Source organism: Nocardioides donggukensis (genome assembly GCF_014842875.1).
Taxonomy (GTDB): domain Bacteria; phylum Actinomycetota; class Actinomycetes; order Propionibacteriales; family Nocardioidaceae; genus Nocardioides; species Nocardioides donggukensis.
This window is the reverse complement of the sequence record NZ_JACYXZ010000003.1, coordinates 327,776-340,538: the sequence shown is the minus strand read 5'-3', so window position 1 is coordinate 340,538 and position 12,763 is coordinate 327,776. Positions and strand designations below refer to the sequence as shown.

14 protein-coding genes are annotated in these 12,763 nt (G+C 71.0%); 9 read left to right on the top strand and 5 right to left on the bottom strand.

From position 1 onward, the window contains the following. The first annotated feature begins 1 nt into the window (after window position 1). Window positions 2-334 (top strand): PepSY domain-containing protein, encoded by a 333-nt coding sequence (locus IE331_RS11835; RefSeq protein ID WP_201931705.1) that lies wholly within the window; start codon window positions 2-4, stop codon window positions 332-334. Further along, window positions 334-1,158 carry a hypothetical protein gene (locus IE331_RS11830; RefSeq protein ID WP_192143630.1) on the top strand — a complete coding sequence of 275 codons (825 nt, stop codon included), beginning with the start codon at window positions 334-336 and terminating at the stop codon, window positions 1,156-1,158. Before IE331_RS11835 ends, IE331_RS11830 begins: the two co-directional genes overlap by 1 nt. 8 nt (window positions 1,159-1,166) lie before the next feature. Here IE331_RS11830 and IE331_RS11825 read toward each other — a convergent pair whose 3' ends face one another. From IE331_RS11825 to IE331_RS11815, 3 genes are all read right to left on the bottom strand, one after another. Then, the gene (locus IE331_RS11825) at window positions 1,167-2,015 is read right to left on the bottom strand and encodes an ABC transporter permease (protein ID WP_192143629.1); all 849 of its coding nucleotides are present in this window, start codon (window positions 2,013-2,015) and stop codon (window positions 1,167-1,169) included. Continuing rightward, complete coding sequence (locus IE331_RS11820; protein ID WP_192143628.1) at window positions 2,012-2,989, bottom strand: ATP-binding cassette domain-containing protein; 978 nt, start codon at window positions 2,987-2,989, stop codon at window positions 2,012-2,014. The genes IE331_RS11825 and IE331_RS11820 overlap by 4 nt, the downstream gene beginning before the upstream one ends. Window positions 2,990-3,136: 147 nt before the next feature. Continuing rightward, entirely contained in the window at window positions 3,137-4,150 is a 1,014-nt protein-coding gene (locus tag IE331_RS11815; RefSeq protein ID WP_192143627.1) for a GNAT family N-acetyltransferase, read from the bottom strand. A gap of 58 nt (window positions 4,151-4,208) precedes the next feature. Between IE331_RS11815 and fdxA the strand changes: the two genes are divergently transcribed. Further along, window positions 4,209-4,535: a ferredoxin gene (gene fdxA, locus IE331_RS11810; RefSeq protein WP_192143626.1), complete on the top strand. Its 327-nt coding sequence runs from the start codon at window positions 4,209-4,211 to the stop codon at window positions 4,533-4,535. A gap of 8 nt (window positions 4,536-4,543) precedes the next feature. After that, window positions 4,544-5,668 (top strand): succinyldiaminopimelate transaminase, encoded by a 1,125-nt coding sequence (dapC, locus tag IE331_RS11805; protein WP_192143625.1) that lies wholly within the window; start codon window positions 4,544-4,546, stop codon window positions 5,666-5,668. Between the two features lie 25 nt (window positions 5,669-5,693). Here the strand turns inward: dapC and IE331_RS11800 are convergent, their stop codons facing one another. Further along, on the bottom strand, window positions 5,694-5,912 hold the full coding sequence (locus IE331_RS11800) for a hypothetical protein (RefSeq protein WP_192143624.1): 219 nt from the start codon (window positions 5,910-5,912) through the stop codon (window positions 5,694-5,696). A gap of 65 nt (window positions 5,913-5,977) precedes the next feature. Continuing rightward, the gene (locus tag IE331_RS11795) at window positions 5,978-7,768 is read right to left on the bottom strand and encodes a sigma-54-dependent Fis family transcriptional regulator (protein WP_201931698.1); all 1,791 of its coding nucleotides are present in this window, start codon (window positions 7,766-7,768) and stop codon (window positions 5,978-5,980) included. Between the two features lie 246 nt (window positions 7,769-8,014). On the opposite strand from IE331_RS11795, the gene IE331_RS11790 reads away from it, so the two are divergent. From IE331_RS11790 to mimD, 5 genes are all read left to right on the top strand, one after another. Further along, window positions 8,015-8,275 carry a hypothetical protein gene (locus IE331_RS11790; protein WP_192143622.1) on the top strand — a complete coding sequence of 87 codons (261 nt, stop codon included), beginning with the start codon at window positions 8,015-8,017 and terminating at the stop codon, window positions 8,273-8,275. 112 nt (window positions 8,276-8,387) lie between these two features. After that, window positions 8,388-10,040: a ferritin family protein gene (locus tag IE331_RS11785; RefSeq protein ID WP_192143621.1), complete on the top strand. Its 1,653-nt coding sequence runs from the start codon at window positions 8,388-8,390 to the stop codon at window positions 10,038-10,040. Window positions 10,041-10,065: 25 nt separating this feature from the next. Beyond that, window positions 10,066-11,106: an FAD-binding oxidoreductase gene (locus IE331_RS11780; protein ID WP_192143620.1), complete on the top strand. Its 1,041-nt coding sequence runs from the start codon at window positions 10,066-10,068 to the stop codon at window positions 11,104-11,106. A 62-nt stretch (window positions 11,107-11,168) separates the two neighbouring features. Further along, the gene (locus IE331_RS11775) at window positions 11,169-12,344 is read left to right on the top strand and encodes an aromatic/alkene monooxygenase hydroxylase subunit beta (RefSeq protein WP_192143619.1); all 1,176 of its coding nucleotides are present in this window, start codon (window positions 11,169-11,171) and stop codon (window positions 12,342-12,344) included. After that, window positions 12,341-12,736, top strand: a complete 396-nt coding sequence (gene mimD / locus IE331_RS11770) for a propane 2-monooxygenase effector subunit MimD (RefSeq protein WP_201931690.1) — start codon at window positions 12,341-12,343, stop codon at window positions 12,734-12,736. Before IE331_RS11775 ends, mimD begins: the two co-directional genes overlap by 4 nt. Window positions 12,737-12,763 lie beyond the last annotated feature (27 nt).

The following is a 12,763-nucleotide window of genomic DNA, read 5'->3' as shown; positions in this document are numbered from 1 at the left end:
GATGGAGATGCACCTGAGCAAGCGCAGGGCGGGGGTCCTGGTCGGGGCCGTGGTGGCGGTGGCCGTCGGCGTCGGCGGTGCCGCCGTGGCGGGCAGCGGCGGGGACGACGACGCCGGCGACCGGGAGATCACCGGCCCGGCACTGCAGGAGGCCGAGCGGGAGGCACTGGCCGAGACCGGGGAGGGCCGGGTCACCGGCACCGAGGTCGAGGACGAGGAGAGCTACTACGAGGTGGAGGTCACCCTCGAGGACGGGAGCCAGGTGGACGTCCAGCTGGACGAGTCCTTCCAGGTCGTCGGCACGGAGGCCGACGACGAGTCCGGCGGCGACTGATGCTGTGCAGGGCTGGTGGGGTCGCCGTGGTCGCCGGGCTGCTGGTGCCGCTGGCCGCGTGCGGTGGCGACCAGACGCCCCGAGAGGTGGCCGGCGGGGAGCCGGCGGCGAGCGCCGCGGGCCTTCCGCAGTCCAGCGACCCGGTCGAGCTCGACCCGGGCGACTTCACCGCCGACATCACCAACCGCTACTGGCCCATGGAGCCGGGCACCCGGTGGACCTACCGCGAGCTCGGCGAGGACGGCGAGGAGCAGGTGGTCGTGGTGACCGTCTCGAGCGAGACGAGGAAGATCGCGAACGGTGTCACCGCCCGCGTGGTCCGAGACAGCGTGACGCTGGACGGTGAGCTGATCGAGGACACCCTGGACTGGTACGCCCAGGACCGCGACGGCACGGTCTGGTACCTCGGGGAGGACACCGCCGAGTTCGAGGGCGGCGAGATCACCACCCGCGGCGGGTCGTTCGAGGCCGGGGTCGACGGCGCGCTGCCGGGCGTGATCATGCCGGCCGAGCCGGAGGTCGGGCAGGCCTACCGTCAGGAGTACTACGCCGGCGAGGCCGAGGACAACGGCGAGGTGCTGAGCACCGAGGAGATGGCCGACACCCGGGCCGGGCACTACGAGGACGTGGTGCTGACCAAGGACACGATCACGATCGAGCCGGACGTGCTGGAGTACAAGCTCTACGCCCCCGACGTCGGCCCGGTCCTGGTGTTCGGGGTCTCCGGCGGCGCCGGCCGCGAGGAGCTGGTCAGCGTGACCAGGGTCCCGGACGAGGTGGCCCGGGCCGCCGGAACCGCTCCGCTCGGGTCGGACTACGGGTGAGTCGCGCCTCAGCCCTCGGTCCTGCGCACGAACGTGCGGATCGCCAGGGGTGCGATGGCCGCGGTCAGCACCACCGACCAGACGACCGTCATCAGCACCGGGTGCTGGAGGGGGAACGCCGCGTCGGGGCCGGCCGGCGGGACGTTGCCCCAGAGCTCGCGGGTCGCCTGCACCAGCGAGGAGATCGGGTTCCACTCGGCGACCACCTGGAGCCAGCGCGGCATCGCCTCGGTGGGCGCGAAGGTGTTGGCCACGAACGTGATCGGGAACATCGTCGTGAACATCAGCCCGTTGACCGCCTCGACCGAGCGCATGGCCGAGCCCACCAGGATGCCGAACCAGATCATCGTGAAGCCGAACAGCACGAGCAGCCCGTAGGCCAGCACCGCGTCGGCGACGCCGCCGCGGATCCGCCAGCCGACGGCGAGTCCGGTCACCGACATCACCACGATCCCGATGCTGGAGTGGATCAGGCTGGAGAGGCTGCGGCCGACCAGCACCGCCGCCCGTGAGATCGGCAGGGACCGGAGCCGGTCCACGATCCCCTTCTCGAGGTCGCTGGTCAGCCCGACGGCGACGATGAACGAGGAGAACGCGATCGTCTGGGCCATGATCCCGGGCAGCAGCCACTCCCGGTAGCCGCCGGGGGCGGCGGTGCCGATCGCACCACCGAAGACGAACGCGAACAGCAGCACGAACATCACCGGCTGGATGGTGACGTCGAGCAGCATCTCCGGCATCCGCTTGATGTGGATCAGGTTGCGGCGCACGATCACCAGGGACTGGCCCAGCAGGGAGCTGCGCCGCGGGCGCTCGGTGGCGTCGCTCCCGGTGCGCGCATGGTCGAGGGCGGTCATGACGCCTCCTCCTCGGTCTCGGGGTCCTCGACCTCGGCACGGTGCCCGGTGAGGTGCAGGAACACGTCGTCGAGGCTCGGCCGCTGCAGGCCGATGTCGTCGAGGACGATGCGACTCTCGTCGAACCGGGCCGCGACCCGGGTCATGTCGGCCAGCCCGTCGGCCTGGCCGGTCAGCTGCCGCGCGCCGACGTCGACGTGCACCTCCGGCGAGCACTCCCGCAGGAGCCGCTCCGCCTCCGGCAGGTCCTCGGCGTGGGAGACGGTCAGCACGACGCTGGCCGCGCCGGCCTGCTCCTTGAGCTGCAGGGGGGTGCCCTCGGCGATGATCCGGCCCTTGTCGATCACGACGATGTTGTCGGCGAGCTGGTCGGCCTCCTCGAGGTACTGCGTGGTGAGCAGCAGCGTCGTGCCCTCGCGGACCAGGTCCCGCAGCACCTCCCACAGCTCGACGCGACTGCGCGGGTCGAGCCCGGTGGTGGGCTCGTCGAGGAACAGCACCGGGGGAGCGGCGATCAGGCTCACGGCGAGGTCCAACCGGCGGCGCATGCCCCCGGAGTAGGTCTTCACCACCCGGTTGCCGGCGTCGGAGAGCGAGAACCGCTCCAGCAGCTCGTCGGACTTGCGGGCCACCGTCTGCCGGTCCAGGCCGTAGAGGCTGCCGATGAGCCAGATGTTCTCCCGGCCGGTCAGCAGCTCGTCGACGGTCGCCGCCTGGCCGGTCAGGCCCATGCTCCGGCGCACCCCCTCCCCGCCGGTCACGATGTCGTGCCCGGCGACGGTGCCGGTGCCGCTGGTGGGGGTGGTCAGCGTGGCCAGCATCCGCACCGTCGTGGTCTTGCCGGCGCCGTTGGGCCCCAGCAGGCCGAGCACCGACCCGCGCGGCTGGCTGAAGCTCACCCCATCGACGGCCACGGTGTCGCCGAACCGCTTCACCAGGTCGTACGCCGCCACGGCAGGCTGGTCGTCCCTCATCTGCTCCCCTTCTCGTCGGCGGGTCGGGCCCGCCGGATGTCTGGTGCGAACGCTACTCGCCGGCACCGACAGGGCGCCCGTCCATTTCCGGTCGGGCCCCCGGTCGAGCGGTGCGGCACGAGGTCAGACCCGCCGCGGCCGCCGGATTCATCGCGCTGCGAGGTAGCGGCACGTGTGGTGCGTGCTCAGGCCGAGCGAGTCGTAGAGCGCGATCGCCGGTGCGTTGTCGGTCTCCACGTGCAGCCACACGGTCGTGGCCCCCTGCTCGGCGCCCCACTCCAGCAGCTCGTCGATCACGGCCAGCCCCAGCCCCCGGCGGCGCACCGCCGGGTCGACGTGCAGGCCGTGCAGCCCCAGCCAGTCGCCGCCGCAGGAGGCGCGACCCGACGCCTCGCCGGTGTCCCGCCCCGCGTCCGGCCCCGCGTCCGGCCCGCCGGGGACCACGACCCGGACCCCACCCGGCTCGGCGAACCGCTCGGGCTGCGCCTGCCCGGGTTGCGCCCGACCGGGTTGCGCCTGTCCGGCGACGGCGTCCGGGCGCGCGCGGCGGGCGGAAAGCGTCCGGCGGGTCCGGGCCAGCGAGCCGAGCAGGAAGTGGGCGTCGCCGTCACCGAGCGGTGCCCACCCGGCCTCGACGAAGGCCCGCTCCACCTCCGAGCCGAGCTCCACCTGGGCCAGCGCCGGCCGGGACCGGTCGGCGTACCACTCGCGGATCCGGGTCTGCGCCTCATCGAGGTCGAGGCCCGGCTCGCCCATCGCTAGGCACGAGTTCGCGCGCCGCCGCAGGCGGCCCACCGGGGCCGGGTCGGAGCGCAGGGTCCATCCCCCGAGGGGCTGCTGCTCGAGGTGCGGCCAGAGGTCGGCGACGTGCGCCTCCGCCTCCGCTGCCGAGACCCGGACGCGCACCGACGGGCGCGGCGGCACCGGCTTGCCCGAGACGATGTCGCCGACCGCGATCCGCACCGGGGCGCCCTCCTCCGGAGCCACCACGCACTCCCCGTCCGACCACGACACACAGGTGCCGAGGACGTCGGTGAGGGCCGGTCCGCCGCTCGGCCCGGTCTCGCCGCGCAGCACCCGGCGGACCACGATCCGCAGGCCCACGACGTGGGGCCCGAGCAGGTGCCTGCCCACTCCGCGGGAGTCGCCGCCGGAATCCATGCGGGGGATACTAGGCTGGTGGGGTACCCCCGTTCCGCCCGCCCTTCAGGAGGACCTGGTGACCTACGTCATCGCCCAGCCGTGCGTCGACCTCAAGGACCGTGCCTGCGTCGACGAGTGTCCGGTCGACTGCATCTACGAGGGCAAGCGGATGCTCTACATCCACCCCGACGAGTGCGTCGACTGCGGTGCCTGCGAGCCGGTCTGCCCGGTCGAGGCGATCTTCTACGAGGACGACACCCCGGAGGAGTGGAAGGAGTACTACACCGCCAACGTGGACTTCTTCAACGACCTGGGCTCGCCCGGTGGCGCCGCGAAGATGGGTGAGATCGACAAGGACCACCCGTTCATCGCCGCGCTCGAGCCGCAGAACCAGGACTCCTGAGCCCCCAGGTGGACCCCCGAGGTCGCGGGGCCACGGGCACCCGGGTCTCGGCCCGGCTCCCGGACTTCCCGTGGGACCGCCTGACCGAGTACGCCGAGCGGGCCCGCGCGCACAGCGGCGGCATCGTCGACCTCTCGGTCGGCACGCCGGTCGACCCGACCCCGCAGGTCGTGCAGGAGGCGCTGGCCGCCGCCGCGGACAGCCCCGGCTACCCGATGACGGTCGGTCGGGTCGAGACCCGGCAGGCGGCGCTCGACTGGCTGGCGCGGCGGTTCGGCGTGACCGGGCTGGAGCTCGACCAGGTGCTGCCGGTGATCGGCTCCAAGGAGCTGATCGGCTCGCTGGCGGTGCACCTCGGGGTCGGCCCCGGTGACCTGGTCGTCCACCCGGAGCTGGCCTACCCGACCTACGAGGTCGGGGCGGCGCTGGCCGGCGCCCGGTCGGTGGCGACGGACTCGCTGACGGCCCTGGGCCCCGAGGTGCCCCGGCTGCTCTGGCTGAACTCGCCCGCGAACCCCACCGGTCGGGTGCTTCCCGTGGAGCACCTGCGCAAGGTCGTGGAGTGGTGCCGCGACCGCGGCACGGTCCTGGTCTCCGACGAGTGCTACCTCGAGTGCGCGTGGGAGGGGCGACCGACGAGCGTGCTGCACCCCGACGTCTGCGGAGGCAGCCACGAGGGGCTGCTGGCCGTCCACTCGCTGTCGAAGCGCTCCAACCTGGCCGGCTACCGCTGCGGGTTCGTGGCCGGCGACCGGGAGCTGGTCGGAGAGCTGCTCGCGGTGCGCAAGAACCTCGGCCTTCAGATGCCCGGCCCGCAGCAACGGGCGATGGTCGCCGCGCTGGACGACGACGCGCACGTGGCCGAGCAGCACGGCCGGTACGCCGAGCGCCGGGCCATGCTGCGCACCGCGCTCGAGGGGGCCGGTCTCCGGATCGACCACTCGGAGGCGTCGCTCTACCTGTGGGCGACCGGCGGGGAGGACTGCTGGGAGACGGTCGCCCGGCTGGCGGACCGGGGCATCCTGGTCGCCCCCGGCGCCTTCTACGGTGCGGCCGGCCACGAGCACGTGCGGGTCGCGTTCACCGCCACCGACGAGCGGATCGCCACGGCGGTCGCCCGGCTCGCCGACTGACCCCACTCGGCGGCGCCGGCGCCCTTCAGCCCAGGTGCAGCAGCACGCCGGCGGCGGCCATCAGGACCACCGCGAGCAGCAGCCACGGGCGGAGCCGGTTGGACAGCTCCACGCGGGAGCGGAGCGCCTGGGGGATGCTCTCGGCCGGCAGGTGCCGCACCGCGTAGACCTGCACGAGCACCAGCATCCCCACCAGGGCGCCCGCCTGGAGCAGGGACACGGCGATGCCGGGAGTGGTCTCCACACGACGAGGCTACGGACGTCCCCGGCGGTCTCACGTCTCATTCTGAGACGAGTGGACGTCGGCCCTCACCGGGCCGGGGCGACGATCCCGTAGTCGTGGATCTTGCGGTAGATCGTGGCCCGGGACATGCCCAGGGCCTGCGCCGCCCTGGCCTTGTTGCCGTGGGCGTCGGCGAGCGAGCGGACGATCGCGTCGCGCTCCATCGACTCCAGTGAGGTGAGCACCCGGCGGCTGACCGTGTGTGCCTCGGGCGGGAGGTCCTCGGGCGCGATCGAGCCGGTCCGCCGGTGCCGCACGATGTCGCGCAGCAGCTCGTGCACCTGTCCCACGTTGCCCGGCCAGGCCATCCGCATCAGCAGTCGCATCGCCTCGTGCGAGCAGACGAGGTTCCCGCCCCGCCCGAGCCGGGCGAGGAAGAACGGCACCAGCAGCTGCAGGTCCTCCAGGTGCAGCCGCAGGGGCGGCACCTCGACCGTGGTCGGGAACAGGCGCAGCAGGTCCTGCAGGTCGCCCACGTCGGGGGCCGCCCGCATCGTCATGGCCACCCACAGCGGGCCGCGTCCCGCCCGAGGACCGGAGGCCGCGTGCAGGGCCGAGAGCACGCCGCGCAGCAGCGCCGGGCGGAGGTCGTCGACGTGCCGCAGGACCAGCACGTCCGCATCGTTCGCCGCATCCCGGACACCCGCCAGCCAGCCGGGGACCGTGGCGGCCGACGCGGCATCCAGCTCGGTGAGCCGACCGACCGGCTGCCGGCGCAGCTGCACCGCCCGGAGCAGGGCCGTCTTGCCGACCCCCGGCTCGCCCTCGAGGGCGACCCAGTCGCCGGACCGGAGTGCCCGCTCGACCTCCTCGCAGGCGTGCCGCCAGACCGGTGCCGTGCCGACCAGACCCGGCAGCGACATCCGGGGGGCGGGGACCCGCGTCCGGGACCGGGGCGACTCGGGGTCCAGGCTCAGGTGGGCGACGACGCCGTCCGGTCGGTCGCCGGCCCCGACGGGTCGGCAGTGCAGGCGCACGGAGCGGCCTGAGGACAGCTCCACGTCGAACACGCTGTCCCGGCCCGCGACCGGGGACGAGCTCGCCTCCGTGGCCTGGGCGAGCAGGGTGGCCTGGTCGGCCGGGTCGAGCAGCGTGCGCGCGTGGTCGTTGAGCATGACCACGTCGTTGCTGAGCGCGAACACGACGTCGCTGCGTCGGTGGCAGGTGCGCAGGTACTCCTGGAAGAGCGCGATCTGGCTGGCGCCGGCGTTGGCCAGCATCGCCTGCCGGATCTGCTCGGCCGTGGTCTTCGCCAGGGTCAGCAGCAGGGCGCCGGCGTCCTTGCGCCAGCAGGTGAGGTCCACCGCCCCGACCAGCCGACCGGAGATCGGGTGGTGGATCGGCACTCCGGCGCAGGCGAGGTCCTCCAGGTGCTCGGCATAGTGCTCGTGCCCGAACACGTGGGCCGGGCCGCCCATCTCGAGCGCGGTGCCGATGCCGTTGGTCCCGACGAACTCCTCGCTGTAGCTGAAGCCCGGCGCCAGGAGCACCTGGTCGAGGTGTCGCTCGAGGTCGCCGTCACCGGTCAGCCGCTCGAGCACCAGCCCGCTCTGGTCGGTGAGGATCACGCTGACCGACTGGCCCTTCAGCTGCTCGCTCAGGGTGCGGAGCACCGGCGCCGCACTGCGGCTGAACCAGGTGTCCTGCTCGGGGTCGCCGAGGTAGGGCAGGCGGATGTTGTCGGCCGCGACGTGGAACTCGTGGGACCGCTGCCAGGAGGCCAGGATCGGGTCCCTGACCGCCCGGGGGGCGTCGGTGTCCGCGGTGAGGAAGCGGACCCGGCTCTCGGCCACCTCCTCCTGGTCCGGCAGCCGCACCGGTTCCTGTGCCGATCTCTCCACATCAGCCCCCAGACGTCCTCCTCGACCATGTGTCCATGCCCGCCACGACCTCACCTCACGGTAAGCGCTCCCGTGCTCCCGGTCGAGACTCCGATTCTCCCGTTCGCCCGGGCCGCGGACTGTCTCAGAATGAGACGACCGCGGCCGACGCCGCGCGTAGCGTCGGAGATCGGCGCTGCCGACCGGCCGACGGGGTCGGTCCGGCGCCCGGAGGTGATCTCGATGGACCCGGGCCCGGACTCCGAGCAGGACGGCTCCGCGGAGAGCTACAACCCGTGGAGCGTGGTCAACCTCGTCTTCACCCATCTCGCGGACCAGGGCCTGCATCCGACGCTCGGAGAGACCGGAGACCCCGGTCCGCCCGCCCGCGACCTGCTGATCGCGCTGGGCATCGAGCCGGCGCCGGAGGGCAACCGGGAGGTCATGCGCGATGTCCGCGCCAACCTCGCGGAGATCCGGGCCGTGGTCTTCGGGGAGGAGTGAGGGCCGCGCCGGATCGTCTCATTGTGAGACCTGCCGACGCCTCGGACGGGGCTTTGATGGAGGCGACGGACCTCGGGTCCGGACTCACTTATGACCCCAGGAAGGACTGGACATGACTCGCCAAAGCGTGGCCATGGCGCACGAGAAGATCCAGGAACTGGCGTGGGAGCCGCTCTACCACACGCCCGTGTCCCAGTACGGAACCGACTACACGTTCCAGAAGGCCAAGAAGAAGGACCCCCTCAAGCAGGTGCTCCGGTCCTACTTCCCCATGCAGGAGGAGAAGGACCACCGCGTCTACGGCGCCGCCGACGGCGCGATCCGCGGCAACATGTTCCGCCAGGTGCAGGAGCGCTGGCTGGAGTGGCAGAAGCTCTTCCTCTCCATCATCCCGCTGCCCGAGATCTCGGCGGCCCGGGCGATGCCCCTGCTGTTCAACAACGTGCCGAACCCCGAGCTGCACAACGGGCAGGCCATCCAGATGATCGACGAGGTCAGGCACTCGACGATCCAGCAGAACCTCAAGCGCCTGTACATGAACAACTACATCGACCCGGCCGGCTTCAACTCCAGCCTGCGCAACTTCCAGAACGACTACTGCGGCACGATCGGGCGGCAGTTCGCCGAGGGCTTCATCACCGGTGACGCGATCACCGCGGCGAGCATCTACCTGACGATCGTGGCGGAGACGGCCTTCACGAACACCCTGTTCGTGGCGATGCCGGCGGAGGCGGCCGCCAACGGCGACTACCTGCTGCCGACGGTCTTCCACTCGGTGCAGTCCGACGAGTCGCGGCACATCAGCAACGGCTACGCGACGCTGCTGATGGCGCTGGCCGACGAGGGCAACCACCAGCTGCTCGAGCGCGACCTCCGGTACGCCTGGTGGAACAACCACCGCGTGGTCGACGCCGCGATCGGCACGTTCATCGAGTACGGCACGAAGGATCGCCGCAAGGACCGGGAGAGCTACGCCGAGATGTGGCGCCGGTGGATCTACGACGACTACTACCGCAGCTACCTGGTCCCGCTCGAGAAGTACGGGCTGGTGATCCCGCACGACCTCATCGAGGAGTCCTGGAACCAGATCTGGAACAAGGGCTACGTGCACGAGGTGGCGCAGTTCTTCGCCACCGGGTGGCTCGCCAACTACTGGCGGATCGACCCGATGACCGACAAGGACTTCGAGTGGTTCGAGTACAAGTACCCGGGCTGGTACGACAAGTACGGCGCCTGGTGGGAGAACTACTCCCGGCTCTCCACCCCGAACGGGCACCACCCGATCGTGGCCGAGGACGTCGACTACCAGTACCCGCACCGGTGCTGGACGTGCATGGTGCCGTGCCTGGTCCGCGAGGACATGGTCATGGCCGAGGTCGACGGGCAGATGCGCACCTACTGCCACGAGGCCTGCCGCTGGACCGACGTCGAGGCCTTCCGGCCGACCTACCAGGGCCGCGAGACCCCCAACATGGGCCAGCTGATCGGCAAGCGCGAGTGGGAGACGCTCTACCACGGCTGGAACTGGGCCGACGTCGTCTCCGACATGGGCTACGTCCGCGACGACGGGTTCACCCTGGTGGCACAGCCGCACCTGAACCTCGACCCCAAGAAGATGTGGAACCTGGACCACATGCGCCGCATGGGACCGCTCCTGAGCCCGAACGTGGTGCTCAACGAGATGACCCCGGAGGAGCAGCAGGCCTTCCACGCCGACTACATCCGCGGAGGTCCGGCCGGCCGGCCCGCCCCGGCGGAGGCCTGAGGCCGAGGGCCACGGGTCAGGGGTCATGGGTGACAAGCACGTCGTCCGGTTCGAGCCGGTGGGCGTCGAGATCGAGGTCGAGGAGGAGAAGACGGTGCTGCGCGCCGCCGCCGAGCAGGGCATCACGCTCATGCACGGCTGCAAGGAGGGTCAGTGCGCAGCATGCAAGTCGTTCGTCCTGGACGGCGATGACATCGAGCTGGACAAGTACTCGACGTTCGCGCTGCCCGACTTCGAGCTGGACGAGGGGTTCACGCTCCTGTGCCGGGCGCACGTCTACGAGGACGTGACGATCGAGCTCCTCAACTACGACGAGGAGATGCTCCGGTCCGGCCATCCGATCCAGGAGGCCGTGGCCGAGGTCGTCTCCAACGAGCCTGTCACCCATGACCTGCGGCACCTGGTGCTCCGGCTGGTCGAACCGACCGAGATCCCCTTCTGGCCCGGTCAGTACGTCGACATCGCTATCCCCGACTCCGAGGAGACCCGGTCGTTCTCGATGGCCAACACCTCGAGCAAGGAGGGCGGCCGGCTGGAGTTCGTGATCCGGGTCTACCCGGACGGGAGATTCTCCCAGTTCCTGGACAGCACGCTCGCCGTGGGGGACCGGCTGGACCTGGTCGGCCCCTTCGGGGTCTTCACGCTGCGCGACGGCAGGGACTCCGACCTGGTCTTCGTCGGCGGCGGGGCCGGGATGGCACCGATCCTCTCGGTGCTGCGGTCCCTGGCCGAGCGCGGCAGCACCCGCAAGGCGACCTACTACTACGGGGCCCGCACCCAGCGGGACCTCTGCTTCGAGGAGGAGCTCCACGCGCTCTCGGAGGTGCTGCCGAACTTCACGTTCGTCCCGGCGCTCTCCGAGGCCGACGGCGACGACACCTGGCAGGGCGAGGTCGGGATGGTGACCGACATCGTCGCGAAGTACGAGACCGACCTCGCCGAGGCCGACTCCTACGTCTGCGGGCCGCCACCGATGGTCGAGGCGGCCATGGACGTCCTCACCGGGCTCGGCGCACCCGAGAAGCACATCTACTACGACAAGTTCACGACCACGGGTCCGACCTGATCCGAGGGACAGCCCGACAGCACGTCATTCCACGACAGTCCACGAGAGCGAGGCCGATCGACATGACCACCGAGGTCACCGCGGAGCGCAGTTCGCCGAAGCCGGAGTTCACCGACGCCGAAGCCGGCGCCAAGGTGTTCCCGGACTCGACAGCACGACGCTACAACTACTACACGCCGGCGAAGCGCAAGCAGTCGCACTACGAGGACGTCACGGTCGAGGTGCAACCCGACCCGCGTCACTACCTGGCCCAGGGATGGCTCTACGGGTTCGCCGACGGACGTGGCGGCTACCCGCTCACCTGGACCGCCCTCAAGGCGTGGGGCGTCGACCGCGCGGAGCCGGAGCGCTACCCCGGCTCGGGTGGCAAGGGCTACGAGTGGCCGGCCCACGGGTGGCACGAGTTCCGCGATCCCAACGAGGAGTGGGAGCTCACTTTCTACCGCAACAACTCCAACGTGGTGCGGCAGATCAACCAGAACGTCGAGACCGCGCGGCAGACCAAGGCCTTCGAGCAGTGGAACCCCAACTGGGTGACCTTCGTCGAGCGCAACGTCGGGGCGTGGATGCACGTCGAGCACGGCCTGGGCCTCTACGTCTTCGCCAACGCCCAGCGCCGGGCGCCGACGAACATGCACAACAACGCGATCTCCGTGAACAGCATGCACCGGATCCGGTTCGCCCAGGACCTGGCGCTCTACAACCTCACGCTGAGCGAGGAGATCCCCGACTTCGACGGCAAGGCGCACGTGGAGACGTGGGCCGAGGACCCGGCCTGGCAGGGAGTACGCCGGGTGGCCGAGCAGCTGACCGCGGTCGACGACTGGGCCGAGGCGGTGTTCGCGGCCAACGTGGTCTTCGAGCCGCTCGTCGGCGAGCTGTTCCGCAGCCAGCTGGTCCAGCAGGCGGCGCCCGGCAACGGGGACTTCGTCACCCCGACCGTCGTCGGCGCCGGGGAGTTCGACTACGCCTCGCGCGACCTGCGCTACACCAAGGCGATGTTCGAGCTGCTCACCAACGACAAGGAGTTCGCGGACCACAACAAGGCCGTCATCGGCGGGTGGCTCGAGGAGTGGGTCCCGCGCTGCCTGGTGGCCGCGCGTGAGCTGCAGCCGATCTGGTCCCAGCCGGACGCGAAGCCGCCGCGCTTCGAGGACGGCCTGGACCGCGCCAAGAGCCGCTTCAGCGGCATCCTCTCCGACCTCGACCTCACCGACCCGAAGGAGCTGACCCAGTGAACGCCTACCAGTCCACCAAGACGTCGTACCCGACGGCAGAGAGTGCGTTCAAGTCCGACAACACCCCCTCGAACAAGTGCGGCGTGACGCTGATGAACAACCAGGTCGGCGCGGTCGTGGCCGAGGTGATGCGCGGCAAGGAGGGGGTCACGATCACCCCGCTCCCGTCGATGATCCGGGTGGACGGGACCAACCGCATGGACTTCGACTACGACGAGATCTCCGAGGCGCTGGGGGAGGAGTCCGGCTACTTCGACGCCGCGGAGTTCGAGGAGAACATGTCCACCCACTACGGACGGATGGTTCACGAGGACGACCGCACGATCATGTTCGCCAATCCCGAGGACGCCGCCGACCTGCTCGGCTTCGACCTCAAGACCTACACGAAGTAGCGGTCCACGGACCCGCCACCCCCAGCC

Bases quoted from the DNA above. Each gene is read 5' to 3' on its own strand.
- IE331_RS11780 (WP_192143620.1), top strand. From the start codon at position 10,066: ATGGGTGACAAGCACGTCGTCCGGTTCGAGCCGGTGGGCGTCGAGATC.
- IE331_RS11790 (WP_192143622.1), top strand. From the start codon at position 8,015: ATGGACCCGGGCCCGGACTCCGAGCAGGACGGCTCCGCGGAGAGCTAC.
- IE331_RS11820 (WP_192143628.1), bottom strand. From the start codon at position 2,989: ATGAGGGACGACCAGCCTGCCGTGGCGGCGTACGACCTGGTGAAGCGG.
- IE331_RS11815 (WP_192143627.1), bottom strand. From the start codon at position 4,150: ATGGATTCCGGCGGCGACTCCCGCGGAGTGGGCAGGCACCTGCTCGGG.
- IE331_RS11785 (WP_192143621.1), top strand. From the start codon at position 8,388: ATGACTCGCCAAAGCGTGGCCATGGCGCACGAGAAGATCCAGGAACTG.
- IE331_RS11835 (WP_201931705.1), top strand. From the start codon at position 2: ATGGAGATGCACCTGAGCAAGCGCAGGGCGGGGGTCCTGGTCGGGGCC.
- IE331_RS11825 (WP_192143629.1), bottom strand. From the start codon at position 2,015: ATGACCGCCCTCGACCATGCGCGCACCGGGAGCGACGCCACCGAGCGC.
- IE331_RS11775 (WP_192143619.1), top strand. From the start codon at position 11,169: ATGACCACCGAGGTCACCGCGGAGCGCAGTTCGCCGAAGCCGGAGTTC.
- IE331_RS11830 (WP_192143630.1), top strand. From the start codon at position 334: ATGCTGTGCAGGGCTGGTGGGGTCGCCGTGGTCGCCGGGCTGCTGGTG.